Origin of the sequence: Acinetobacter sp. SwsAc4, from assembly GCF_013391535.1 — a bacterium.
GTDB lineage: Bacteria > Pseudomonadota > Gammaproteobacteria > Pseudomonadales > Moraxellaceae > Acinetobacter.
Window position 1 is genome coordinate 15,792 of sequence record NZ_JACAXC010000012.1, and the last position, 26,082, is coordinate 41,873.

The 26,082-nt window shown below is 38.9% G+C and carries 26 protein-coding genes, 4 tRNA genes and 1 pseudogene; 23 read left to right on the top strand and 8 right to left on the bottom strand.

Going from position 1 to position 26,082, the window contains the following annotated elements:
- Positions 1–2 precede the first annotated feature (2 nt).
- On the top strand, positions 3–1,955 hold the full coding sequence (locus HYG88_RS07720; protein ID WP_004663822.1) for a hypothetical protein: 1,953 nt from the start codon (positions 3–5) through the stop codon (positions 1,953–1,955).
- 83 nt (positions 1,956–2,038) lie between these two features.
- Here HYG88_RS07720 and HYG88_RS07725 read toward each other — a convergent pair whose 3' ends face one another.
- Positions 2,039–2,587, bottom strand: a complete 549-nt coding sequence (locus HYG88_RS07725) for an NUDIX hydrolase (protein ID WP_034601671.1) — start codon at positions 2,585–2,587, stop codon at positions 2,039–2,041.
- Between the two features lie 120 nt (positions 2,588–2,707).
- Here HYG88_RS07725 and HYG88_RS07730 point away from each other — a divergent pair, with 120 nt between their 5' ends.
- The 7 genes from HYG88_RS07730 to fghA all read left to right on the top strand — a co-directional run bounded on the left by HYG88_RS07730 (position 2,708) and on the right by fghA (position 8,831).
- Positions 2,708–3,322: a CoA pyrophosphatase gene (locus tag HYG88_RS07730; protein WP_004663818.1), complete on the top strand. Its 615-nt coding sequence runs from the start codon at positions 2,708–2,710 to the stop codon at positions 3,320–3,322.
- Positions 3,323–3,358: 36 nt separating this feature from the next.
- Positions 3,359–3,886, top strand: a complete 528-nt coding sequence (locus HYG88_RS07735) for a gamma carbonic anhydrase family protein (protein ID WP_161794016.1) — start codon at positions 3,359–3,361, stop codon at positions 3,884–3,886.
- Between the two features lie 145 nt (positions 3,887–4,031).
- A complete protein-coding gene (gene tsaB / locus HYG88_RS07740; RefSeq protein WP_087545773.1) occupies positions 4,032–4,730 on the top strand; it encodes a tRNA (adenosine(37)-N6)-threonylcarbamoyltransferase complex dimerization subunit type 1 TsaB in 699 nt (232 codons plus the stop codon).
- An 8-nt stretch (positions 4,731–4,738) separates the two neighbouring features.
- Positions 4,739–5,560 carry an undecaprenyl-diphosphate phosphatase gene (locus tag HYG88_RS07745; protein WP_087545772.1) on the top strand — a complete coding sequence of 274 codons (822 nt, stop codon included), beginning with the start codon at positions 4,739–4,741 and terminating at the stop codon, positions 5,558–5,560.
- Positions 5,560–6,369 (top strand): class I SAM-dependent methyltransferase, encoded by an 810-nt coding sequence (locus HYG88_RS07750; RefSeq protein ID WP_178882844.1) that lies wholly within the window; start codon positions 5,560–5,562, stop codon positions 6,367–6,369. Before HYG88_RS07745 ends, HYG88_RS07750 begins: the two co-directional genes overlap by 1 nt.
- 202 nt (positions 6,370–6,571) lie before the next feature.
- On the top strand, positions 6,572–8,017 hold the full coding sequence (locus HYG88_RS07755) for a C13 family peptidase (RefSeq protein WP_178882845.1): 1,446 nt from the start codon (positions 6,572–6,574) through the stop codon (positions 8,015–8,017).
- A complete protein-coding gene (fghA, locus tag HYG88_RS07760) occupies positions 7,986–8,831 on the top strand; it encodes an S-formylglutathione hydrolase (protein WP_178882846.1) in 846 nt (281 codons plus the stop codon). Before HYG88_RS07755 ends, fghA begins: the two co-directional genes overlap by 32 nt.
- Before the next feature lie 28 nt (positions 8,832–8,859).
- Here the strand turns inward: fghA and HYG88_RS07765 are convergent.
- Positions 8,860–9,135, bottom strand: a pseudogene (locus HYG88_RS07765) (DUF2218 domain-containing protein).
- 178 nt (positions 9,136–9,313) lie between these two features.
- On the opposite strand from HYG88_RS07765, the gene rpe reads away from it, so the two are divergent.
- From rpe to HYG88_RS07840, 15 genes are all read left to right on the top strand, one after another.
- Positions 9,314–10,000 (top strand): ribulose-phosphate 3-epimerase, encoded by a 687-nt coding sequence (rpe, locus tag HYG88_RS07770; protein ID WP_178882847.1) that lies wholly within the window; start codon positions 9,314–9,316, stop codon positions 9,998–10,000.
- A gap of 365 nt (positions 10,001–10,365) precedes the next feature.
- On the top strand, positions 10,366–10,785 hold the full coding sequence (locus HYG88_RS07775) for a hypothetical protein (protein WP_178882848.1): 420 nt from the start codon (positions 10,366–10,368) through the stop codon (positions 10,783–10,785).
- A 68-nt stretch (positions 10,786–10,853) separates the two neighbouring features.
- The gene (locus HYG88_RS07780; protein WP_178882849.1) at positions 10,854–12,794 is read left to right on the top strand and encodes a copper resistance system multicopper oxidase; all 1,941 of its coding nucleotides are present in this window, start codon (positions 10,854–10,856) and stop codon (positions 12,792–12,794) included.
- Positions 12,781–13,680, top strand: coding sequence for a copper resistance protein B (locus HYG88_RS07785; RefSeq protein WP_178882850.1), 900 nt, complete (start codon positions 12,781–12,783; stop codon positions 13,678–13,680). Before HYG88_RS07780 ends, HYG88_RS07785 begins: the two co-directional genes overlap by 14 nt.
- Before the next feature lie 82 nt (positions 13,681–13,762).
- Positions 13,763–14,269 carry a cobalt transporter gene (locus HYG88_RS07790; protein WP_178882851.1) on the top strand — a complete coding sequence of 169 codons (507 nt, stop codon included), beginning with the start codon at positions 13,763–13,765 and terminating at the stop codon, positions 14,267–14,269.
- Between the two features lie 2 nt (positions 14,270–14,271).
- On the top strand, positions 14,272–14,817 hold the full coding sequence (locus HYG88_RS07795) for a hypothetical protein (protein WP_178882852.1): 546 nt from the start codon (positions 14,272–14,274) through the stop codon (positions 14,815–14,817).
- 171 nt (positions 14,818–14,988) lie between these two features.
- The gene (locus HYG88_RS07800) at positions 14,989–15,306 is read left to right on the top strand and encodes a multidrug efflux SMR transporter (RefSeq protein ID WP_178882853.1); all 318 of its coding nucleotides are present in this window, start codon (positions 14,989–14,991) and stop codon (positions 15,304–15,306) included.
- Between the two features lie 18 nt (positions 15,307–15,324).
- A complete protein-coding gene (locus HYG88_RS07805; protein WP_178882854.1) occupies positions 15,325–15,813 on the top strand; it encodes a methylated-DNA--[protein]-cysteine S-methyltransferase in 489 nt (162 codons plus the stop codon).
- Between the two features lie 349 nt (positions 15,814–16,162).
- Positions 16,163–17,383, top strand: coding sequence for a bifunctional glutamate N-acetyltransferase/amino-acid acetyltransferase ArgJ (argJ, locus tag HYG88_RS07810; protein WP_178882855.1), 1,221 nt, complete (start codon positions 16,163–16,165; stop codon positions 17,381–17,383).
- A gap of 143 nt (positions 17,384–17,526) precedes the next feature.
- Positions 17,527–18,591 carry a quinolinate synthase NadA gene (nadA, locus tag HYG88_RS07815; protein WP_004655525.1) on the top strand — a complete coding sequence of 355 codons (1,065 nt, stop codon included), beginning with the start codon at positions 17,527–17,529 and terminating at the stop codon, positions 18,589–18,591.
- 143 nt (positions 18,592–18,734) lie between these two features.
- Positions 18,735–18,811: transfer RNA gene (locus HYG88_RS07820), tRNA-Pro, on the top strand.
- Between the two features lie 68 nt (positions 18,812–18,879).
- Positions 18,880–18,956 (top strand) — tRNA-Arg (locus HYG88_RS07825).
- A gap of 36 nt (positions 18,957–18,992) precedes the next feature.
- A tRNA-His gene (locus HYG88_RS07830) sits at positions 18,993–19,068 on the top strand.
- 4 nt (positions 19,069–19,072) lie between these two features.
- Positions 19,073–19,149: transfer RNA gene (locus tag HYG88_RS07835), tRNA-Pro, on the top strand.
- A 141-nt stretch (positions 19,150–19,290) separates the two neighbouring features.
- Positions 19,291–19,926 carry a nuclease-related domain-containing protein gene (locus tag HYG88_RS07840; protein WP_178882856.1) on the top strand — a complete coding sequence of 212 codons (636 nt, stop codon included), beginning with the start codon at positions 19,291–19,293 and terminating at the stop codon, positions 19,924–19,926.
- 193 nt (positions 19,927–20,119) lie between these two features.
- On the opposite strand, the gene HYG88_RS07845 is transcribed toward HYG88_RS07840, so the two are convergent.
- From HYG88_RS07845 to HYG88_RS07870, 6 genes are all read right to left on the bottom strand, one after another.
- Positions 20,120–20,575, bottom strand: a complete 456-nt coding sequence (locus HYG88_RS07845) for a hypothetical protein (RefSeq protein WP_178882857.1) — start codon at positions 20,573–20,575, stop codon at positions 20,120–20,122.
- A 38-nt stretch (positions 20,576–20,613) separates the two neighbouring features.
- Entirely contained in the window at positions 20,614–21,855 is a 1,242-nt protein-coding gene (locus HYG88_RS07850) for an MFS transporter (RefSeq protein ID WP_178882858.1), read from the bottom strand.
- Positions 21,856–21,930: 75 nt separating this feature from the next.
- Positions 21,931–23,571, bottom strand: coding sequence for a malate dehydrogenase (quinone) (mqo, locus tag HYG88_RS07855; protein ID WP_178882859.1), 1,641 nt, complete (start codon positions 23,569–23,571; stop codon positions 21,931–21,933).
- A 335-nt stretch (positions 23,572–23,906) separates the two neighbouring features.
- Positions 23,907–25,190, bottom strand: a complete 1,284-nt coding sequence (locus HYG88_RS07860) for a ribonucleotide-diphosphate reductase subunit beta (RefSeq protein WP_178882860.1) — start codon at positions 25,188–25,190, stop codon at positions 23,907–23,909.
- Positions 25,191–25,298: 108 nt separating this feature from the next.
- On the bottom strand, positions 25,299–25,535 hold the full coding sequence (locus tag HYG88_RS07865; protein ID WP_178882861.1) for a CRISPR-associated protein Cas2: 237 nt from the start codon (positions 25,533–25,535) through the stop codon (positions 25,299–25,301).
- Between the two features lie 347 nt (positions 25,536–25,882).
- On the bottom strand, positions 25,883–26,011 hold the full coding sequence (locus HYG88_RS07870) for a preprotein translocase subunit YajC (protein ID WP_178882862.1): 129 nt from the start codon (positions 26,009–26,011) through the stop codon (positions 25,883–25,885).
- Between the last annotated feature and the right edge of the window lie 71 nt (positions 26,012–26,082).

Sequence of the window (26,082 nt, forward strand, 5' to 3'; positions counted from 1 at the left end):
CCATGACAAATAAGAAAATTTTATTACCTTTTGCTTTAACTGCATTAGTAGCTTTTCTACAAGGCTGTGGAGGTGAAAGTGCTAAAATTAATGAAGATCCAAACAAGGGTGTTAGTGGGGTAACAAGTAGTACAAGTTGTCTTGTAGGTAGTGATAATTGTTTACAATTTGTGATGGATTATCCTATTTCGGGTATCAATTTTGATTGTAGTAGCGATAAGATAAACCATTTTGCCACTAAACTTGAATCTGATGATCTTGTTAAGGGAGCTTGTAAATTAGGTGATGAGGTTAGTTTCTATATTCAGGGTGAAGGTGCTCGTAAAATTGATCTAGGTAAAGTTAAGTTAGATAATATTTCTAAATTAATTACTAAAAGCTTACCTAGAATTCGATTAATTGACTTAGCGATTGGCTTAACAGGTAAAACCCCTACATCTTTAGTAAATAGTAATGATGAAACAGTTCGTGTTGCTATAGGTATTGCTAAAGTTTTCCAAAGTTTGAGTGTTGAGCAAAATAATGTAATTGGTGATATACAGCGAGTCGAATTAACTAATGAGAGAAAAAACCAACTTACTAAAATAAGTAAAGATATTGGTATGACAGAATGGGCTAATAATGAATATATTAGTGTTCTAAAACCATGGCTAGATGTAGGAGCAGTTCCTGATGATGAAGCACTAGATGTAATTACAAAATTAACTAATTTAACTAATGTTGGTGTTTGGGAGGCTGCTTTACCTATATTTAAACCAGGTGGTGACATTCAATTAACTGGTGTAGATGGTTTCTTTGGATGTAATAAAGGGGTATATGATGATTGCGTATTGCCTAAGAATAATTTAATACATTCAATGGGAAGCTTTAATTTATTGTCTGATCGCCAAGGTTATGTAATTGGTTCGGGACAGCAATGGCGAGGTGCAGCAACTATTATAAATAATATGGTTTCACCTCCACTTGTATTGATCAATAAGGTAAAGCCAGTAAAACTACAAGTGAATGCACAAAATGAATGGTTAAATCCAATTTCTAGAGAGGTTAATGCTACTAAACCTTTACATTTTAGTTTAAATAATAATATGAACGATGATTTAATGCTTTATCAAGGTAAAGTCATTAATGATACAACAATGCCAGGAACAGAAGCATTTTATAAAAAATTATTAAATACTAAAGATAATGAAACAGTAAATCTAAATCATTTAACTTTGTGGCAACAAACTATATCGGGTGAGTCATATCGTGGTGGAATGGATATTATTAGAGCTGCTCCAGCGAATTATCTCGATAAAAATATTTTTAAGACTGAGAAAAATGTTAAAGTCGGACAAACATATATCTTTCCATTTTATGCAACTTTGAATTTTAAATTTCAAGATTCAAATACTCCACCTGTGAAAATTGGAATAGTGATCGACGAAAATGGTGATATCCGTACAGATATTAAAAATAATTCAACTGAAACGGACATGTCAGGAGTTTGTGGTAAACCGAAAACATTAAATCCAGATGGAACAATAACGGATACTAATGATCAAATACAATATCGTATAGGAACCACGGGTGCGACTTCGAACTTAGTAAATGAAAAGTCTATTACTGTTCGTATGATTTTATCAAATCCTAAATTTTCTAAAATTGATGGAACAGTGTTTGGATTGAATTTAAGTGCTGGAACAGGCGCAAAAATTAACTTATATAATTTATTAGCAGGTCAAAAGATTGTTAGTCTCACCAATTTTATGAATAATCCTGTAACGTGGTCAAATACATTTGCACAAGCTCAAGCTACTTATATTAATATATACGAAAATAGTGAAACGGATAAAAATCAATATGTACCACCTACAGATGAAGAACGTGCACTTGCGAAAAGGAATTCTGGTACAGTGACTATCGAGCTTGCCAATCAAAATATCCCAGAATGTAATGCTATTAGAACTAAGTAATATTCTATTATACTAATTTTAATCAACTAAAAGCCTCATTTTTGAATGAGGCTTTTAGTATTAAGAAAACTAAAACTATTTATTTAACCTGTACGATCTAAACGTGTACCTAATGTTTCTAAATGAGAAGGAAATAATCCTAGTTTACGATCTGCAAAATAATGTTTTAAAGTTTGTTCTACACTTGGAAATGCGAGTTCCGCCCAAGGGATATTATGTTCTTCAAATAAACGGCATTCGAGACTTTCTTCTCCAGCTCCAAAAACACCATCTTTCAATTGTGCTTTAAATAGAACATAAATTTGTCCAATACGTGGAATATTGTACATACAATATAACTGTTCGATTTCAGCTTCAGCTTCAGCTTCTTCTCGTGTTTCACGAGCAGCACCTTGTTCCATGGTTTCAAATAACTCCATGTAGCCTGCAGGAAGTGTCCATAGCCCATAACGTGGCTCAATAGCTCGCCGACACAATAAAACTTTATTATCCCAAATGGCTAATGCACCGCAAATAACTTTCGGATTTTCATAGTGGATGTTGCCACAGTGTGTACAGACGAGCCGTGTTTTATGATCACCTAGCGGGATTTTTGCTTCAGTTTGATGTCCACACGCAACGCAAAAGCTCATAATTATCATCAGCTACAGAGATAACTCAGCATAACTGAATTTTGATCACTTCGCATCATGATCTATGATTGTGATTGAAATTTCAGTTATGATGATTTGTAAGGAAAACGAGAAAAAGAGATGAGTCATATGGAAGAACCATCGTTAATACAGCTTTTACAACAACGGTTGCGTTTTTCCAAACGAATCCAACAAGCTGATGCAGCGGTTTTAATTGCAATTACACAAGAACAGCAACCTAAGGTCTTACTCACACGTCGTTCAATCCATTTATCTCAACATGCAGGTGAGGTGTCTTTTCCAGGAGGAAAGCGTGATCCGAGTGATACCAGCAATATTGTGGTGGCGTTACGTGAGGCACAGGAAGAAACAGCGCTTAATCCGTTCGATGTCAAACTGTTAGGTGATTTGCCAATACAACGAGCCCGTAGCGGTTTATCTGTGAAACCGATTGTAGGATTAATCCCTGCGGAGGTGGACTTAATTGCTCAACCTACAGAAATTGATCGTATTTTTTTTGCACCATTACAGCAGTTAATTGATGCACCGCCTTTACCATATGAAGTACGTTTAGTTCGACAATCAATTTATTTTCCGAGTATGCAGGTTGAAAATGAGATCGTATGGGGCTTAACCGCTCGAATGTTAGTATCATTATTTCAGTATGGACTAGGACATCAAAAAAAATGGCCTTTTTTAGTTAATCCTCCTCATTTTGGATTATCTAAATTCTAATCACGTCTTCTTAAAATAGAGTAGTATTTTGTCATGATGTACACATATCAAGGATTGAGCCCTAAAGCATTACATGAACCTTGGGATGGCTGGATTGCACCGAATGCAACGGTGATTGGTCAAGCTGAGTTAGGTCGCCAAGTCAGTATTTGGTTTGGTGCGGTTGTAAGAGCTGATAACTGTAAAATTCGGATTGGTAATTTCTCGAATATTCAAGAGAATGCAGTTTTACATACTGATGCAGGTATTGAACTGAATATTGGGGACTATGTGACAGTCGGTCATCAAGCAATGTTGCATGGCTGTACGATTGGGGATAATTCTTTAATTGGTATCAATGCTGTAGTTTTAAATAATGCTGTGATTGGTAAAAATTGTATTATCGGTGCAAACGCATTAATTCCAGAGGGTAAAGTTATCCCTGATAATTCTGTAGTCATGGGGTCCCCAGGAAAAGTGATCAAAACATTAGATGAGCATGGCGCTGCACGGTTACGCTTGAGTGCTTTACATTATGCTGAACACTATAAGAATTTTTTAGTATTGGAAGAGTTTAATTTCTAATAATTACGAGTTGATATATTGTGTTTCTTTAGCCAAGTATATCCTTGGCTTTTTTGTATCTATAAAAAGCCAATAACTCGCTTAGGGCGCTTGAGTGGGGTATGATACTCGACGTTTTTTATCTCTTTTAAGCTAAGGTTTTTGCATGAAGTTGCTTGCATTGGAAACTGCAAATGAGCACTGTTCAGTTTCATTAATTGATGATGTTCAAGAACTCTATTTTCAATTAGATGAGCGACCAAAAGCACAAACGCAAACCATTTTGCCATTAACTGAACAGGCACTATTACAAACTCAAACTCAATTGGCTGATTTGGCTGCAATTGCGTTTAGTCGTGGGCCAGGTTCATTTAGTGGTGTACGTATTAATGCTGCGGTTGCTCAAGCTTTGGCATGGTCACAAGATTTGCCTGTTATTCCTGTATCAAGCTTGCAAGCGTTAGCGCAAGCTGCATATCGTTTGACAGGATTACAGCAGGTTACAGCTGTTTTAGATGCACGTATGCAAGAAGTTTATATTGCTAATTTTAGTCTAGATGAAAATGGCATTATGCATGCTGTCGATGAAGAAAAATTATTAAATTATGAACAAGCGACCGCATATCGTAAATTTACGGCGATTGGCTCAGGTTCAGAATTGATTAAGCCAAGTCAAATAGACTCGCAAGAGGCTTCCATTCTAAAAACGTCTGCAACAGAAATTCGAGCAACTGCACAAGACATTGCAACAATTGCGCAAATTTATGCTGTACAAAAAAAATGGGTTGATGCTGAGCATGCACTCCCTGTGTATTTACGTGATGATGCATGGAAAAAAATTCCAGAACAAAGTAAAGCGAATTAAGGTTAATTATGGATTTTTTATTGCTATTTAAAGCAGCAATTATGGGGTTGGTGGAAGGGATTACCGAATTTCTACCGATCTCAAGTACAGGGCACTTGATTCTAGCAGGGCAGTTGCTAGATTTTTGGACGCTTGAAAAACGAGATATGTTTGCGGTTGCTGTGCAAATTGGTGCGATTGCAGCAGTAATTTATGAGTATTGGGGCAAACTGTGGGGCGCATTAATTGGCGCACTCACAGGACAAGAGCAAGGTCGTCGTTTAAGCCTGAATTTAATCATCGCTTCTGTTCCAATTGTGATTATTGGCTTGAGCTTTGGTGATGTGGTAAAGGCTTATTTATTTAATGCGGTCACGGTTGCAATTGCATTAATTGTCGGTGGTTTCGTTATTTTATGGGCGGAACGCCGTCCGCATCAAATCGTGAGTCAAGAAGTTGAAGATCTAACATTCAAGCAAGCCACATTGATTGGTTTGATTCAATGTCTTGCATTAATTCCTGGGACATCACGTTCTGGTTCAACCATTATTGGTTCATTATTCTTAGGTATTTCACGTAAAGCAGCGGCTGAATTTTCATTCTTCCTCGGTATTCCTGTATTGATGGGGGCAGGCTTACTGGATATGTATAAAATGCGTCATGAATTACATAGTAATGATATGGCTATTTTAGCAGTTGGAATTATTGTTGCCTTTGTTTCAGCTTTAATTGTGATTCGTGCATTAATTCGTTATGTCTCTAAGCATGATTTCACCGCTTTTGCTTACTACCGTATAGTGTTTGGTTTATTCATTTTGGCGACATGGTGGACAGGTTGGGTGCATTGGTAATGCAGATGATCTGTTGGTATCAGACGGAGTACGCGGAGCAATTTCAACAACTTCAAACCCGATTAGCGAGTTTGGATGTCGAACTAAAAGGTCAAATCGTTGAAAAAGTGAATGCACGTTTCCTTCGTCTGAATCCAGACATGGCTTTGGTTTTAGATGAAGATGGGCTGAGTCTGGCTGCGAATGGGATGAAAATGCAACCGGATTGGCGTGCTGAAATTCCTCGTTTAAAACGAGCCAGTCTGAAATCCGAAATGATCGCAAGAGCATGTCAATTAGGTGAAAAACCTAATTTAATTGATGCAACAGCTGGTTTAGGTCATGATAGTTTATTGATGGCTTATTTGGGTGCTGATGTGCGTTTAATTGAACGTCATCCCATCCTATTTGTATTATTAGAATATACCAAAGCCCAAGCAGAACGAGATCCTTTTCTGCAATCTGTTATGCCACGGATTCAACTCATTTATGCTGATTCAACTGATTATTTACATGGATTAAGGCAGCGAGATGAACAGATCGATGTCATTTATTTAGATCCGATGTTCCCACAGCGAGATCAAAACCACCAAGCACAAAAGAAACAGGCACAGGTCAAAAAGCAAATGCAATTATTGCATATGTTATTACCTGAAGATGGTGAAATGGATTTAGGTGATGAATTACTGCATCTTGCCAGTAAAATCGCTAAACGCGTTATTGTAAAACGACCTCGACATGCAGTTTATTTGGCTGATCAAACTCCAGATCATCAATGGTTAGGTGATGCTTGTCGTTTTGATGCATATTTTCCCAAAAGTTCAACTTAACTTTTATCCAAGTGATTGTTTAGCTTAGGTGAATGCTCGGTAAAGATTTGTGATATAGTGCAAAAGCATGATTGATAAAAAATTCTTGTCGAGATTAAATGAAGGAAAGACGTTGTTCCTTTTAGGAAAAGTCATCTTCATTTGATAAAAGATAGACATATTTTCAATCTAAGCTTGAAAAGAGAAATACCCGAAGAACTTTATGATCGACCTCAAACCTTCCATTAATATCTGGCATGATTTTAAAAGTAACCAAATTGCTGGAATGTGGTTGTTCCTTGGGTCTCGACGTTCCTTACAGATTGTTCATCCATCAATTACCCAGCTCATTATTTGGGGTATTTTAGGTGGTTGTACCAACTCACTTTATAGCTGGTTGGTGGCAGGGCAAATTGGTGAGTTCAACCCTCAAGGTTTGATTGGTTACGCACTGTGGCCTTTTATTGCCTTAATTGTGGGGATTTTCCTTTCGCAACGCATGAACCAAGCCCGTTTAATGCTTGTACCTGCATTATTATGGTTAGTGCTTGATACCAATATCTTATTATTACAGTGTTTGATCCAATATTTAGGTTCAAATGGCTATCTAAATTTCATTCCCGATACAATCTATAATGGTTTCTTACCACCATTATTTGTTGGACTATTTGTTTGGCAAAGTCTGGCTGTGATTTGGGTATTTTCACGGGCATTAAATTGGCCGTGGTGGGAGCGTGCTTTAGTTTTTATTGCGACTATTGCAACCATGGTGGTTTGGCAGCTTTCGGTAAAAGATCAACCGATTTGGAAAGTTGAAGAAACACCACCAAGTTTTGCTGAAGATGCTTTTTATGCGCAAAGTCATGTGTTGGACAAAGCTTTAGATCAAATCCAATATGGTGATATTGCGAAAAGCCATTGGTATTTTATGGGCGTAGCTGGCGATAGCTACGCTGATGTTTTCAAATCTGAAATTGAGCGCATTAGAGAGCAATTTGATACCCGTTTTGGAACGTTTGGACGTTCCATTATGTTGATTAATAATCCTGCGACACGTCTAGATGTTCCAATTGCATCTAAAACCAGTATTGAGTTAGCGTTGCGTCGGATTGGTCAGCAGATGAACCGTGATAGCGATGTATTATTTCTTTATATGACATCCCACGGTGAGCGTAATCATTTTGAACTCGAAAATGCACCATTAGAATTAGGGCAAGTCGACCCGAAATGGCTACGTGAAACGCTCGATAAATCAGGTATTCGTTGGCGAGTGATTGTAATTTCAGCGTGTTATTCAGGAAGTTTTATTCCAGCGTTACAGTCGCCTGAAACCTTAATTATTACTGCTTCAGCCGCAGATAAAACCTCTTTTGGTTGTAATAATGAAGCAGATTACACTTATTTTGGTCGTGCTTTCTTCGATTTGGCGATGCGTGAACAATCCTCGATGAAAAAAGCATTTGATCAGTCTAAACAAACTGTGACACAGTGGGAAACAGCTCAAGGATTTGAACCATCTGAGCCGCAATGGGTCATTGGTCGTAACATGGAATTGATGTTGCCACAACTTGAGCCGTATTTATTCCCAACACAAAATATCACAACAACAGACATTACAAAAACACAGGATAATCAACATGCAGCTACTGCAAAAAAATCGTTGTTTTGAGGGTGAACAGCGTATTTATCAACTGGAATCACAGCATCTTAAAGGTCTAACCAAAGTTGGAGTGTATTTACCTCCTGCTGCTTTAGAAGGAAAGCCTTGTTCAGCATTATTTTATCTTGCGGGTTTAACTTGCACTGAAGACACCTTTGCGATTAAAGCACATGCACAACGTATGGCAGCTCGGCTGAGTCTGATTTTAATTTGTCCTGATACCTCTCCGCGTGGAGAGGGAGTTGCACAGGGCGATCATTGGGACATTGGTCAGGGTGCAGGCTTTTATATCAATGCTATTCAACAACCTTGGGTTGAACATTACCAAATGGAGTCTTATTTGGTTGATGAACTTTATGCACATGTTTTACAAGCATTTCCGATTATTGAAAGTCAGATTGGAATTTTTGGACATTCAATGGGTGGACATGGTGCATTAACTTTGGCGTTTAAATACCCAGAGCAATTTAAATCGGTTTCAGCTTTTGCTCCGATTTGCGCGCCAAGTATTTGTCCGTGGGGAGAAAAGGCATTTAGTCACTATTTAGGTACGGATCAACAGCAATGGTTAGCACATGATGCAACCGCTTTAGTTCAGCAAAAGGGTGGAGTCTTTGCGGAAATTTTAATTGATCAAGGTCTAGACGATCAGTTTTATGCTCAATTGAATCCTGAAAAGTTTAAGCAAGCTTGCCTAGAAGCAGGGCAACATTTAACTTTACGCCAGCACAAAGGCTACGATCATGGTTATTACTTTATTCAAAGTTTTATTGATGATCATCTGCAATTTCATGCGATTCAGTTACAAAAGGGAATGGCTTAAAAAAAAGAAGCTCGATTGAGCTTCTTTTTTAATGATGCTGCCATTCAACAATAAACTCTTGTTGTGCCATACGATTTAAATGATCAATAACCACCTGTTCTAGACGAGCAACATCTTCTTGCTGATTTTCAATCAATACATCTAAATGCTGTTCTTATGGTGTAAGCGTCACTGTTGCTGTCGGCATAAAAATTTTTGAATACTGCTCAGTCTCTGATACTTCAAATTTGTGCTTCCAGTGATTCAATAAATGTTTACTGATACGTTTACCATCGTGAGTTGTAATTTGTGTCGTACTATTCATTTTTTAACTGCATATGATTTCACCATTAAAAATAGCAAAATCGTATGCAGTCAAAAACAGTATTCATGCAACGTGTTGTTGCAAGTTTGCAATGTCGTAATCGTATCTTTGTAACAGCCTAAAGCCGATGAATTTGTTATAATTCAATTATCATTTTTCAAAGTTTGCCAGGTCATTCATGTCCAAGCCTTATTTAATTGCTCCTTCGATTTTATCTGCTGATTTTGCACGTTTAGGTGAAGATGTAGAAAAAGTTTTAGCTGCGGGTGCAGACGTTGTGCATTTTGATGTCATGGATAACCATTATGTACCAAACTTAACTTTTGGTGCAGGTATTTGTAAGGCATTGAAAAATTATGGAATTAAGGCGCCAATTGATGTGCATCTGATGGTTTCACCTGTTGATCGTATGATCGGTGATTTTTTGGAGGCAGGCGCAGATATTATTACTTTCCATCCAGAAGCAACGGATCATATTGATCGTTCTTTACAACTGATCAAGGCGGGTGGTGCTAAAGCAGGTTTAGTTTTCAATCCAGCAACCCCTTTACATTATCTTGATTATGTTCTCGATAAAGTAGATCAAATTTTATTGATGAGTGTGAACCCTGGTTTTGGTGGGCAAAAATTTATTCCAATGACATTGGAGAAACTTCGCCAAGCACGCAAAATCATTGATGCCAGCGGTCTTGATATTCGATTAGAGGTTGATGGTGGCGTCGGTCCAGCAAATATTCGTGAAATTGCTGAAGCGGGTGCGGATATGTTTGTAGCAGGTTCTGCAATTTTTGGTCAACCTGACTATACAACGGTAATTGATCAAATGCGTGCAGAATTAGCTCAAGTTGGTGCAAAAGAAATTTAGTGTTTTCATCCTATTTTTCACATAAGGTTGTGGATAACTTTGTTTATAACTGAGTGGATAACCGTGTTGATAAGCAAGTGGATAAGATGTTGTTAAAATAAACAAAATGATTTCAGTTGTTTATATTCTCAACAAAAATATCAAAAAAGGACAAATTTTTGTCCTTTTTTTGTGCGTCAAGTCCTTTATTTTGCTTTATTTTTGTTCATAACGTATTTTATTCTTTTTGCTTGATAAATCTGCAATCCTGTTGCTTAAATGCATGAAATTAGCATAAGTTGAACATAAAGTAGATTGTGCATAAGATAGAAAGAAATTATGCTAAGTAAATCGCATTCATTTGATGATTGATCCAAGGATATTTAGTGCAGCTTCATAAAAAATACAAGCATCTATGGTTTGTATTCCTGATGATATTTTTTATCGGGGGAAGCGGTGCGTCTATTGCAGCAGTCCAAAAGATTCAACTTGATCAAAAGACGCCTACAGCGCAAGTGATACCATGTCATGATCAACAGATGACACGTCCGCATCATCAAATGGATATGTCGCATGATGTAACCAATGTGGTTAAATGCCATGATGGGCAAATACAAGATCAGCAACATTGCCCTGGTTGTAATAATATTTCACATTGCCAAACGATTAATTTTGCACTCGATCAACAAATTCCAAGCCTGTCTGTTTCACCTTTTTTTGAGTTAAACACATATAAAAATACAGCGTATCAAGCTCGTCATCTTGCAGGTCATTGGCAAGAAATTTTACGTCCACCTAAAACCTAATCTGTCTTAGAAGCTCTTTTTCGCTTCAACGAGCGATTTAAAAATAGTTCACAGATTAGGAAAATATTATGTCCTCAAAAATATATGCTGGTGTCATTGCTGGCTTAAGCTTAATTTTTGCGCCTTATAGTTTGGCTGCAATAAAAGAATATCATCTGAACATTAATCAAGGAATGGTCAATGTCACTGGAAAACCTGTCAAACGTATTACGGTAAATGGCAAATTTATTGCGCCGTTATTAGAGTTTGAAGAAGGGGATGAAGCGGTCATTCATGTGCATAATCAACTCAAAGATCAAGATACGTCATTACATTGGCATGGATTGCTTTTGCCAGGATTGATGGACGGTGTACCCGGTTTTAATGGCTTTCAGGGCATTAAGCCAAAGAGTGATTTTACCTATCGTTTCAAGGTGCGCCAAAACGGAACTTACTGGTATCACGCGCATAGTAAAGGACAGGAACAGGATGGTTTATATGGTCCTCTGGTGATTTATCCAAAAGGAAAACAGCCTGTTGCCGCATATGAAAAAGCTGAGCGTGATTATGTGGTGATGTTGTCTGATTTTCATGAAACGGAAAGCGACAAGATCATGGCAAATTTGAAGAAGTCGGCTGAGTATTACCAAAACCAACGTGAAACGGTGGGTGATGTCTGGAAGCAGGTGAAACAAGACGGTTTAAAAGCAACGTGGCAAGATCGTTCGATGTGGAACCAGATGCGGATGCTCAAAACCGATTTATCTGATGTCACTGGTTATACTTTCTTGGTGAATGGGAAAACACCTCAACAAAATTGGACAGGCGCTTTTAAAATGGGTGAAAAGATTCGTTTGCGCTTTATCAATGCGTCAGCCATGTCTTTTTTTGATGTGCGTATTCCCAACCTAAAAATGACAGTCGTTAGTGCCGATGGTCAGCCAGTGAAACCCGTTCCTGTGGATGAGTTTCGTATTGGCACAGCAGAAACTTATGATGTGTTAGTGGAACCTAAGCAGGCACATTATCAAATTGAAGCTGAATCAATCGACCGTTCTGGTTTTGCAATTGCTTCATTGCACAATAGCATGACACCGAATACGCAAAAGGTTCAGATTCCTAAAGCGCGCCCACGTGCATTATTGACGATGGAAGATATGGGCATGGATCATGGTTCGCATGGTCAGATGGATATGAGCAAAATGAACCATGGTTCAGATCAGCCAGTGAATATGGCCAATATGAATCATAGTCAGCATCAGATGCCTCAAGGTAAAGCACCAGTTACACCGATGCAAAAAACAGCGATGGATCATCGCTCACATGAAAAAATGGACATGTCGAAAATGGATCATAGTGGACATGGTCGGATGAACATGTCGGGTATGGATCATAGTGCACACGGTCAGATGGATATGTCAGCTTCAGCAACGCCCTCAGATCATAGCCAACACCAGATGGTGGCATCTTCTGAAAAAACAACTTCAGATACCGTTCAGGGCTGGGCGAATGCAGCAACACCAATCGGTCAGAAAGCCTTAACTTATGCAGATTTGAAGTCGTTGCAATCACAACCTGAGCGTTATAGTCGTCCAGCAGAGCGAGAATTGGTGATTCGTCTTGGGGGTACGATGGAACGTTACATCTGGACGATTGATGGTAAAAAGTTTAGTGATCCTGACTTCAAACCTTTAACCGTGCGTTATGGCGAACGTATCCGTCTCAAATTTGTGAATGAAAGTATGATGGCGCATCCAATGCATTTACATGGCATGTTTATGCAGTTGGAGAATGGTCAGGCACCGCAGGATATGCCAAATAAACATACGGTGATCGTGTCGCCGGGCAAAACTGTTACAGCTCTACTGACTGCGGATGAGCTCGGTGAATGGGCGATTCATTGTCACCTGTTATACCACATGAGTGCGGGCATGATGAGTAAATTGATTGTCGCAAATGTCGATGGCAGCAAAGTTTCACAAACTATGTCTGTTCAACCTACTCAAGGAGCAAGCCATGCACATCACTAAGCAAGCTTCTACGATGAAACGCTATACACAATTATTAGCAATTGGTGGCATGGTTTCTTGTTTGAGTGTATTTGCATCTGCACATGAGGGGCATGATCAAATGATGCAAATGGATCAGTCGGTACAACAGAATATATTGATGGAGACATCATCTCCTGTTGATCATTTAGAACATCAACCTGAATTAAAGCAAGTACCATCTGATATTCAACATGACACACATGATCATCATCGTGAACATGGTGGACAAATTTATCAAGCCACAGCGATTAAAAATGCATGGATCGCTGATGACGATGGTCGAGGCAGTGCAAGTACTGAGCTAAAAACATGGGTGGGAAGTGATAAAAATAAAATATTCATTCAAGCACATGTTGAAAAAGCAGAATCGGAAAAAACTCAAACCGAAACAAAGCTGTTATACAGCCGCAATGTTGCTGACTTTTGGGATGTACAAACAGGTGTTCGTTATCAATATCAGCCTGAGCAAAAGCATGATAAAAATCAATGGGACGCGGTATTGGGATTACATGGTCTAGCGCCGTATTTTTTTGAAACCGAAGCCTATATTTATGCAGGTCAAAACCAACGCTGGCAACTGAGTTTGGAAACAACACGGGATGTATTATTTACGCAAAAGTTGATTGCTCAACCTTATTTGAATGCAGATGTAATATTCAATGATGAGTCAAGTTATGCAAATAAATCTGGATTATCTAAACTTCAGATAGGCCTGCAAACGCGTTATGAAATCAGTAAAAAAATAATGCCATTTATTGATGTCGCTTATGCATACAACAAAGGTTTGAAACAAACCGAATTACAGTCGGCTACAGACAGTAAAAAAGGTTGGCTATATGGTTTGGGACTTACGTTAAAGTTCTGATCCTTTGTCTAAAATGTCACTATCCTGAGATACTGTTGGTTTATACTAGCAGTATCTTTTTTGAGTCATTCATGGTGCATAAATGGCTTTAGAACAACAAGACAATTTAATAACTGATAAAGCAAATGAATCTCTAAGTCGGAGAGAAAAAACACAAAATTTGATAACTCAATTTGACACTGTTCCACGTGATGGCGGCAGTATGAAAGTCAGTTTTTATTATATTCCACACATGAGTAGTTTGGTGGAAGTACAACGTATTCGAAAAGCATTATTGCCATTTGCTGAAATTTTAGTTGAACATAGTATTGATTTAGATACACGTCATCTAACTTTATATCATCATTGTGGAATTGATGAAGTGACAATTGCTCTAATTCGCTTGAGCTTGGGAGCTGAGTTACAACAAACTTTGTCACATTATGAACCTTTAGAAATGAATACTTTGAATACAGATACTGCAACTTTACAGGAGCATAAAGTTGAGTCACAGGATAATTATTTAAGTGTTTTAGGTCATTTTTTAATTTCATGCTTCAATCATTTAAAGCAATGGATAAAATGCTTACAGAGAAAGAAGGATAATTAAGCATGCCAAGATGGATGTATGGTGTACTAGGATTGGCTATAGCATGGTTGGTTTGGACACAGGTATTAAAACCAGCGCCAAATATTAGTCAAATGACCACCCAACAAGGTGTACAGATTAATGCATTGGAGAGTTATGAAGGTGCATTTCGTGTGCTTTCTAGAGAAGACTACAATTTAGGGCGTGAAGCTGAATTTTCACCAATGGATATTGCTGTTGGTTGGGGAGATATGGCAAATCCGCAGATCTATAAACAAATTGATGTATCACAAAGTAATCGTTGGTATCACTGGCGTATAGATCATCAACCGCCTATTTCTTTGAGAGAAATCGCAACGCATAGTGCCAATATGCATCTAGTTCCTGCCAATGCTTATATCGCATCTCAAATGAAAAAAATTAAAAAAGATGATTTAGTCTATTTAAAGGGTTCTTTAATCGAAATACAGACAAAAGATGGCTGGCATTGGAAAAGTTCTTTATCCCGTGAAGATACAGGAAACGGGGCATGTGAGCTAATGCAGGTCGATCAGATTTCATGGCAGTAAATCTTAACCTTAGATAAACTTTTAATTTTTAAAATACTGCACTGGAATCCATACTTAACCTTTCACATAATCTCGAAATTTTACAGTACACTGCTTTTCCTAAGAGGACGACCTCACTTCAAAAGCATCACGTTGGGACGACCCAACTCTTGTTAAGGTTGAGTGTGAAAAATGGCATGGGCAATTTTAATTTTGGCGGGTATTTTTGAAATTATTTGGGCATATTCAATGAAGATGTCTGAGGGTTTTACCAAGCTAACGCCAAGTATCGTGACCCTCATTTTTATGATTTTAAGTGTCGTATTATTGTCAATTGCAATGCGATCGTTGCCTTTGGGTACAACTTATACGGTTTGGACGGGAATTGGTGCGATAGGATCATTTATTGTTGGCATCATGGTTTTAAATGAACCAATGACTGCGATGCGAATGATTGCTGCAATATTAATTGTATCTGGCTTAATGCTGATGAAATTGTCATCAAATTAATGGTTTAAGGAGAGTGTAATGCAACTGGTGTATATGTACATGGATTCTCCTGTGGGTGCATTAAAACTGGTTGCTCATGATCATGCACTGGTCGCCGTGATGTGGGACAATGAAGATCATAAACGAGTTCGACTGGCTGAACTGATACAAGATCATCAACATCCGATGTTACTTCGAGTTAAAAAACAATTAGAACAGTATTTTGCAGGGCAACGTCAGCAATTTGATTTACCTTTGGACTTTCAAGGGACAGATTTTCAACAACAGGTTTGGCAGACTTTATTAACTATTCCATATGGCGAAACACGTAGTTATAAGGAAATAGCCGTTCAGATTGGTAATGAAAAAGCAGTGCGTGCTGTTGGGGCAGCCAATGGTAAGAATCCGATTTCGATTATTGCGCCATGTCATCGGGTGATTGGTTCGAGTGGGGCATTAGTTGGTTTTGCAGGTGGTTTGGATAAGAAGCAGATTTTACTGAGTTTAGAGCAAAGCCAAATTCCATAATCTGTAGTGTTAATACTCGATTTTCATTTCTTTTTGGAATAAGCTACTTAACAGATATGAATCGACATATTTTATGACTTGAACCGTAACTCAGTTATTCGCGAGGCGGTGTCTTGCTTAGTGTAATTTAATATTAGGAATAACCTTCGGTTCGAGTTACTTTGGTTTCGCCCAAAGTAACCAAAGGCATTGTCATCTACAAAACCTGTTCACTTGTTGCATTTGTTTTATCTATCGCAGAAACGGGATATTACAAATACCACTCAGGTTATAGATGACCTTTCCGAGTCTCATATATAGGGTATGTATTCATTTTCTTTTTCATAACAAATTGAATGGAAGTTTAAAAATGGCTGTTGGTGACGTAACTATGCCACTTATGCATGTGGTGCAGGGTGTAAAAATTGGCTCAACTGAGGCGTATGTCCGTTATCCAAACCGACGCGATCTGGTCATTTTTGAATTTGCTGAAGGCTCAAATGTTGCAGGTGTATTTACTCAAAGTGCATTTGCTGCTGCGCCGGTTTTGCTTAGTAAAAAACACTTGGCAGAAAATACACCACGTTATTTGATTATTAACACTGGTAATGCAAATGCGGCAACAGGAACTGTAGGTTATAAAAATGCAGAAACGACGTGTGCCAAATTAGCGGAATTAGCAGGTGTCCAAGCGAATCAGATTCTACCATTTTCAACAGGTGTAATCGGTGAGCAACTTCCGATTGAGCGTTTAGTTCAAGGTATTCAGCCTGCATTAAATGATTTAAATGCGGATCGTTGGACTGAAGCTGCTTCTGGCATTATGACCACAGATACTACTCCGAAAGGTGCATCTGAACAGTTTGAGCTTGATGGTGTGACATACACCATGACTGGAATCAGTAAAGGTGCGGGTATGATTCGCCCGAACATGGCAACCATGTTGAGCTTTGTTGCAACAGATGCACCAATATCAAAAGTACTTGTTCAGCAACTGTTACAAACGACTGTCGAACATTCGTTTAACCGCATCACAATCGATGGCGACACTTCAACCAATGACTCTTGTATCTTTGTAGCAACAGGTCTAGCTGGTGGCGCAGAAATTGAGTCACAAGATGACCCTCGTTACCAACAAGTGCTGGATGTACTTGCGCGTATTATGAATCGTTTAGCACAATTGATTGTTCGTGATGGTGAAGGTGCAACTAAATTCATTACGGTACAGGTTGATGGTGGAGAAAATACTCAAGAATGTTGTGATGTTGCCTATAGCGTTGCTGAGTCGCCTTTAATTAAAACAGCTTTATTCGCTTCAGATCCAAACTGGGGGCGAATTGTGATGGCGATTGGTAAGGCAGGTGTACCCAACCTAGATAGTAGTAAAGTACAAGTTTGGTTAGGTGATGTACAGATTTGCTTAGATGGTGGTGCAAACCCAGATTATACTGAAGAAGCAGGTGCAGCCGTCATGGCTGAAAAGGAAATTACCATTCGTATTGACCTCGGTCGTGGTACTGCTAAAGACACGGTTTATACCTGTGACTTTTCTTATGACTATGTCAAAATTAATGCCGATTATCGTTCATAAATTTGCGTTATAATAAAGCCTCCACAGTGAGGCTTTTTTTATAAGCTGGTATGTGGATAGTGTGATATTAACTAAATGCTCACCAAGATACCCACGTTATAAGTTTGCAGCGATGCAAGCACGCAGGATAGAGAAGACGCTTTATGAATGATGCGAATTTAATTGCGAACGAAGCCAAAAATATTGTGCAGGCGCATTTAGATCGTTTGGGCGAGCCAAAGGACAATAGTCTTAGCCCAGAAGTGAAACAAGAAAAGTTTGCCCAAATTGCAGCTGAGTTGAAAAAGCGAAATGCAGTGCTGGTGGCGCACTATTACTGTGATCCTGAAGTACAAGAGCTTGCTGAACTGACGGGTGGCTGTGTTTCTGACTCACTGGAAATGGCACGTTTTGGTCGTGACCATCCTGCTACAACACTGGTGGTGGCAGGGGTGAAATTTATGGGCGAAACCTCCAAGATTCTCTCACCAGAGAAAACAGTGTTGATGCCAACTTTGGAAGCAACTTGTTCACTGGATTTGGGTTGTCCTGTGGATGAGTTCACCGCATTCTGTGACCAGCATCCTGACCATACCGTGGTGGTGTATGCCAACACCTCGGCGGCAGTGAAGGCGCGTGCCGACTGGGTGGTGACTTCTAGTTGTGCGGTTGAGATCATTGAACATTTAGATAGTTTGGGCGAAAAAATTATTTGGGCACCAGATCAGCATTTAGGTCGCTATATTCAAAAGAAAACGGGCGCTGAAATGTTGTTGTGGGATGGTGCATGTATCGTGCATGAAGAATTCCGTGCCCGTGGTATTGCGCAAATGAAAGCGCTCTATCCAGATGCAGCGGTTTTAGTTCATCCAGAGTCACCTGAATCAGTAGTGGATATTGCTGATGCGGTGGGGAGCACCTCGCAACTGATTAAAGCAGCTCAGACCTTGCCACATAAACAAATGATCGTGGCAACGGATCGCGGTATTTTCTATAAAATGCAACAAGCAGCGCCTGATAAAGAATTATTTGAAGCACCAACCGCAGGTGAGGGGGCAACTTGTCGTTCATGCGCACATTGTCCGTGGATGGCGATGAATGAACTGGATGGAATCTTGCATGTATTACAACATGCCGATCAAGAAATACACGTTGATCCTGCTCTTGCTGAACGCGCGAAATTACCCTTAGATCGAATGTTGAACTTTAGTGCTTCTTTGAAACGCTAAAACGTCTAAAAATGCTTGTTAAATATACATTTGATAAGGATTTATTCTTTTTTTGAAAAATAGGTGTTGACGTTCTAGGGCGTCGCGCCTAGAATGCACACCGTACCGCACGATGTGCGATACGCTAAAAGCTGAAAAGAAATCGGAGCATAGCACAGCCTGGTAGTGCACCTGGTTTGGGACCAGGGGGTCGTAGGTTCGAATCCTACTGCTCCGACCATTTAAAATATGTTGAAAAACATAGTTTTAAATATCGGCGAAGTATCGTGATAGTATTATCATCGTTATGCGCCTGTAGCTCAGTTGGATAGAGCATCCGCCTTCTAAGCGGATGGTCACAGGTTCGAATCCTGTCAGGCGCGCCATTTGGTAGCTTGGTATGTAGAATCAAAGTTTTGATGGTGGATGTAGCTCAGTTGGTAGAGCCCCGGATTGTGATTCCGGTTGTCGCGGGTTCGAATCCCGTCATTCACCCCAATTTCGGAGCATAGCACAGCCTGGTAGTGCACCTGGTTTGGGACCAGGGGGTCGTAGGTTCGAATCCTACTGCTCCGACCATCATCTTTAAGATGAGATAAAAAACCGCTAAGTTAGCGGTTTTTTTACGTCTGAATTAATTGATTATGTTATTAATATAATATTTATAACGTATTAGATTTATTATTTTAAACTTCAAAAACTATAAGTGATTGGGAAGAGATGCTTTTCTATTTTATTTTTATCATTATTATTTTAGCTGTTCTTACTTATTTGAAATCGCCCCATTTTAAAGGAAAGATGGGTGAACTCATGGTTGCCGTACATGTCGATAAAGCATTAGGCGATGAGTATATTCTGTTAAATAACTGTACGATTCCTGACCAAGAGCAGGGAACAACACAAATTGATCACATTCTAATAAGTCCTTACGGTGTTTTTATTATAGAAACGAAAAACTATACGGGTTGGATTTTTGGTAGTGCTCGTCAGAAACAATGGACGCAAAAGATTTATAAAAAAAGTTATAAATTTCAAAATCCATTACATCAAAACTACAAACACATGAAAGTTTTGGAGATGATTTTAAGTGATATACTTGAACCAAAATATTTGCATTCAGTTATTGTTTTTACTCCTAGAAGTGAATTCAAAACAGAGATGCCTGAAAATGTATTTCGTGGAAAGGCATGGATAAATTATGTAAAGAGCTTCAATGAGGAAGTAATCAGTTCAATGAAGCAAAAAAGAATTCATTACAGAATAGAAAAAGAAATATTGGAATCTTCATGGAAAACAGATCGCCAACATGTTGAATATCTCAAACAGAAAAGTAAGAATAACAAGCACTTGAATTAGAAAAACAATTACAGAAAGTCGGTGTAGTAACGCAATCAAGATATTTTGATCACAAAACTAATCCTACAGGACACGAATATCAATTTCTATCGGGCTAAACCTGCTCAACTGACTTTGCAGGATACACTTCAGTTTATGGTTACATATAGAAAAATGATTTGATCAAGAACACAAAAAACATAAATGTTAGGGTTTATAGCGCACCATATTTTTGCCATGTTTCACCCGTTTCATAGTTTGCATAATGGCTTTTGAGTTCATGCAGTGATTGGCTTTGGTAGATTGCAAAAACGATCATGATCAAAAACAGGCTGATCAACTTAATGGCGCGTTTATGTTTATATTCACTCTCATATAAATAGAAAATACAGTAAAAAGCGATGATCAAATAGGTGCAAAATAAAGAGTGAAAGCCCAGATAGAGCAACAGTAGTGCTGTAATCGCCAGAGCAATTCGATTTTTTAAGATGTTGGGGCGCAAGCTGAGTACGTTCAGAATCAACAGACCCAAAGAAGTCCAGAACAGATAGGCTTGACCCCCGATAATGATAATATAGGTCGACTGTAGCCACATCAGCACTAGCCATATAAAAACGGAAAAAATAATAAATTTGGAGGGACCTGAAGATTCGGGCAAAGTATGTTTCATATGATATTGGTTTTTTAAATAGCTGTTTGTTTGGGGGATTAAAAACGAAACTTCAATAAATCTTTGGTTTTGATCTTGGTCAGTAGTACACAGAACAAAGACAGTGAACCGCCAATCAACATAGCGGACACCACGCTAAAAAAGCGTGTCATCACACTGGACTGCAATGCACCCAGTTCATTACTCGAGGTGACAAAGATGCCATTAATGGCAGCGACACGTCCAAGCATGTCCTTGGGTGGAATCAGTTGTAGAATCGTTTGACGGATAATTATGTTAATGCTGTCACATGCCCCCATAATAATGAGAACTGCGATCGAAAAATAGAGGTGTCTGGTAACAGCAAATAACAAGGTGCATAGTGCAAAGCCAGTGACGGCAATCAGCATGATCTGCCACGGTCTAGATTTGGGCGGGTAACGCACCAAGATCAGCATCATGACCAAGCCACCAAATGCAGGCGCAGCGCGTAATAGACCAAAACCATCGGCACCGACATGCAAAATATCTTGGGCAAAAATGGGCAGTAGTGCGATGATGCCGCCAAAGAAAACAGAGCCGAGATCGAGAAACATCGCCCAAAAAATAATTTTGGTTTTAAAAATAAATTGTAGTGCGTCTTTTAGACTTTGAGTTACCGATTCTGTTTGGATTTGAGGAAAATCTCGTTTTTGCAAACACCAGAGGGCAATACTGCCACTTAAAAAAAGTGCCACGATGACGCTAAAAGTAATATCCAAATCCAGATGTGCCAATAGAAAACCGCCAACCACGGGTGCAAGTATGCCGCAAGCTTGCCAGCAAATGCTGGTCCATGTTGCTGCATTAGTATACAAATGTTCGGGTACGACAAAAGGACGTAAAGAATTAAAGCAGGGACTGTATATGCCGCGAATACAGCCAAATAAAAATAAAATACTCAAGGATGAGATTAATAATAAATTTGCACTGATGGTTTGGGTGTGGAAAAGATCAAAACTGATCCACAAAGCAATCGATAAGGGGATGGCAAAGCTAAAACTGATTTGTAAAATACGCTGCCGATTAAAACGATCAGCAATATAACCACCCCATAAAGACAGCGCCATAAAAGGTAAAAAATCCATGATCCCGAGTAAACCGAGGAAAAGTGGATTTTTGGTGATTTGATACAAATGAAAGGCAATCAGCACCTCTTGAATCAGCACCGCAAAAGTCAGGCAGCATTGATTGAGAGTCAATAACTTAAAGTCACGACTGGCAAATGCAGCAAAAGCAGAGTGGGGTGCAGCAGAAGGCATAGTATAAAAATAAAAGACAAAATGAGAAAAAGGGAAGAGCCAAAACTCCTCCCTTTTTGATGTACTTAGCGTTACTTATTGAGCAACAGCTTCAGCTTTTTCTACTTTCTTAGCAGGAACTAAGTTTGCTGGAGTCGTATAATTCAAGCCCAAAGTTGCACTTGAGTATTGACGGATTTGATCTAACAACGCTGGATCTGTTGCAAGGTCTTTACCATAAGAACGTACGATCTCATGCAATTTGTCATTCCATACACCTTTAGTCTGCTCAGGGAATGCTTTTTCAAGCAAGTTAAGCATGATGTAAGGTGATGTAGATGCACCCGGAGAAGCACCCAACAATGCAGTTACAGACTTGTCTTTAGATGCAAAGATTTCTGTACCGAATTGCAATTTGGCAGGTTTGCCTGGCTCTTTTTTGATGATCTGAACGCGTTGACCACCTTGTTGTAAATGCCAGTCTTTAGGATCAGCTTCAGGGTAGTATTTTTTCAACTCGTTGAAACGATCTGCATCAGACATTAACACTTGGCTTACGAGATACTGAACAAGATCAGCATTTTGTAGACCAATTGCAGCCATAGGCAAGACGTTGTTTTTGTTGGTCGATGCAAGCAAATCAAGCTGTGAACCATGTTTTAGGAACTTGTTTGAATAGGTTGCAAATGGGCCAAACAACACATATTTTTTACCGTCGATATAACGGGTATCGATATGTGGAACAGACATTGGAGGCGCACCCAGATCAGCACGACCATAGACCTTGGCCGTGTGTTTTGCTGTGACCGCAGGATTGTCAGTCACAAGGAACTCACCACCCACAGGGAAGCCCGCATATTGTTGCGCTTCTGGTAAACCAGTCATTTGCAATAATTTAATTGCAGCACCGCCAGCACCAATAAACACGAAACGTGTTTTTACATGACTGACTTCACCAGATTTGACATCTTTGAATGCAACAGACCAAGTATTATCGTCATTCTTACTAATCCCAGTGACTTCAGTCGAAGTTCTGAGTTTAAAGTTTGGACTTTTCTCGAGATTGTTAATCAATTGCTTGGTGATTGCACCGTAGTTCACGTCAGAACCAACGTCCATACGAGTTGCAGCCACTTTTTGCTGAGGATCACGACCGTCCATCACCAATGGTGCCCACTGCTGAATTTCGGCTTTGTCCTCACTCAATTTCATGCCAGCGAATAACGGATTTTGAATCATGGCAGCATAACGCTTTTCCATGAAGTTCACATTATCGCCCCATACGAATGCAATGTGTGGTACTGGGTTAATGAATGTACTTGGTGTTTCTAATACACCTTGTTTCACTTGATAAGCCCAGAATTGCTTAGCAATTTCGAATTGGCTTGCCACTTTAACCGCTTTAGAAATGTCCATTTTACCGTCTTTTTCTTCGGTATAGTTCATTTCCATAAAGCCAGAGTGTCCTGTACCCGCATTGTTAAAGCCATTTGAACTTTCTTGTGCGACTGCATCAAGACGTTCATACATGCGGATGTTCCAGTCAGGTTGTAACTCGTTGAGGTAAGTACCAAGTGTGGCACTCATGATTCCACCGCCGACCAATACAGCATCAACAACAGTTTCATCATTTTTCGTTTTAATTGCCTTAGACGTAATCGGTCTAAAAAGAAAGGCAATAGCAATCACTATTAGTACCAGTAATAGTACTAATAAATACTTCCAGAATTTTTTCATTCAATTTACCTTAAAAATTAAATGACTCCCTATATCGGTAATATAGAGAGAAAGGATTTCAATAAGAATTGGCGCAATCAAGGCACATCAGTAAAAGGGTTGTCTTTACTGATGTTTGGAGAAAAAGTTGGTGAATTTTACTTTAAAATAGAAATGATTTTGGTATACCAAATGTTGCAATATGTATTATTCAAGTCATTTTGAATGGTAGATTATAGGTCTTATTGTTTCTTGTTCTAGTCAATCTAAGTTTTGTAGGTTAAGGGGACATTTGATATTTATTACCATTAAAAAAGGCTGTCTAATGACAGCCTTTTTCCACTCGGTAAATGACCTTACCAGCTTAACGCACCACCAGTTTGGTAATCCGTAACACGCGTTTCAAAGAAATTCTTCTCTTTACGCAAGTCCATCATCTCAGACATCCATGCAAATGGGTTTGTTACACCAGCGAATTGCTCTGGTAAACCAAGTTGCGATAAACGACGGTTACAGATGAATTTCAAGTATTCTTCCATCATGCTTGCATTCATACCCAATACACCACGTGGCATCGTATCACGTGCGTATTCGATCTCAAGCATGGTACCTTCAAGAATCATTTGAATGACTTCTTGTTGGAATTCAGCAGTCCAAAGGTGAGGGTTCTCAATCTTGATTTGGTTGATCATATCAATACCAAAGTTCAAGTGCATTGATTCATCACGTAGGATGTATTGGAATTGCTCAGCAACACCATTCATCTTGTTGCGACGACCCATACTCAAGATTTGAGTAAAGCCACAGTAGAAGAAGATACCTTCAAGTACACAGTAGAATGCGATCAAGTTACGAAGTAAACGTTGGTCGTTTTCAGGTGTTCCTGTATGGAAATTAGGATCAGTTAAAGATTGTGTATATTTCAAGCCCCATGATGCTTTACGTGCAACACTTGGAATCTCACGATACATGTTGAAGACTTCGCCTTCATCCATACCTAAAGATTCAATACAGTATTGATACGCATGTGTATGAATCGCTTCTTCAAATGCTTGACGCAAAATGTATTGGCGGCATTCAGGGTTTGTAATATGGCGGTAGATTGCTAATACCAAGTTGTTTGCAACCAACGAATCTGCAGTTGAGAAGAAACCTAAAGAACGCATTACAATCGTACGCTCATCTTCTGTTAAGCCATTTTCAGACTTCCAAAGCGCGATATCATGGTTCATGTTCACTTCTTGCGGCATCCAGTGGTTTGCACACCCGTCAAGATACTTTTGCCAAGCCCACTCGTATTTAAATGGAACAAGCTGGTTTAAGTCTGCACGACAGTTGATCATAGCTTTATCATCAACTTGTACGCGCTGTGCACCCATTTCAAGCTCTTCTAAGCCTGGTGCAACATCAAGGTTTTCTAAGGCTTCAGATGCTCGAGCCAACGAATCGGTTGGATTTGTTGATCGGATGGTACTGGTTCCAGTGGGTTGTGCAACTGCCACGCGCGGCGATGGTTGCTCTGAATCAGATACCACTTGCGTATTAACCGTTTTTTGCGAGTCGAGGGGCGCAGACTTGTGTTCAGGTGTAGTCGGTTTTTGCGAATCATCTTCAAAATCGTCCCAACTTAAGATGGACATGGGATTCTCCTAGTTGTAAGGAATGAACCCCCTGAAACAGTAGAATGATTATAATCTTTCTACTGTTTCAAAATCATTTATTACTGCTAATAAATGATAAGGGGTCTTTTACTCCTTCAAAATATTTAACAAATTTTGGTCGATTGGAAATACCGCAAGACGATCTTTTTGGTCGACGCAATGCCTAAAATCTTTCATGATTTCATCTGGCGATTTAGGAGTTTTTAATAACCAAATCGACTTCTGTAATCTTTCATGCTCATATTGTTCAAGAGTTTGATAAATCTTAGAATAACTAGAGCGAGGTTTGTTATATAGGTCGTAGCTTAAACACATGAAATTCATGCAAATTTTCCTTCAAATTGAGATTGTGAGTGCAAATTTTTGGTTGCATTTTTAATGCTCCTAAAAACAAAGCGTTAGTTAATTGAGGAGAATTAACAGTTGACTCAAGACTCAAAGTGAACGAATATTCGCTTACTTTCTTTGCGGAAAGTCTTCAGGCAACCGTATTCTTGGTTTTCTGAGTTTAATGGAGGGGATATGCCAATATCCCCAACATTTTCTCAAATTTTTCTAAATATCAAATTATTACTTCGCTTTTAGCTTTCATAATCATCAATTTAGATTTGATCTTGTATTTCTACATAATCAAAAGAAGTAATTCATCTGCTAAAAGCTATAGAATAAAACTACTTATTTTGATTACGCTGCTGTTTCCGAATGGCTAAAAATGCATAGACCATTGGTACATAAAAGAAAATAAAGGCAAAGATTAAAACAGCTAGTCCTAACATGTAGTTATGGCTAATATTCAACATAATCTTTGCCTCTTTCCTTTAAATCTTAAATAAACCCTACTTTATTTAAGAAGGGTTTCTCCAAGATCTAA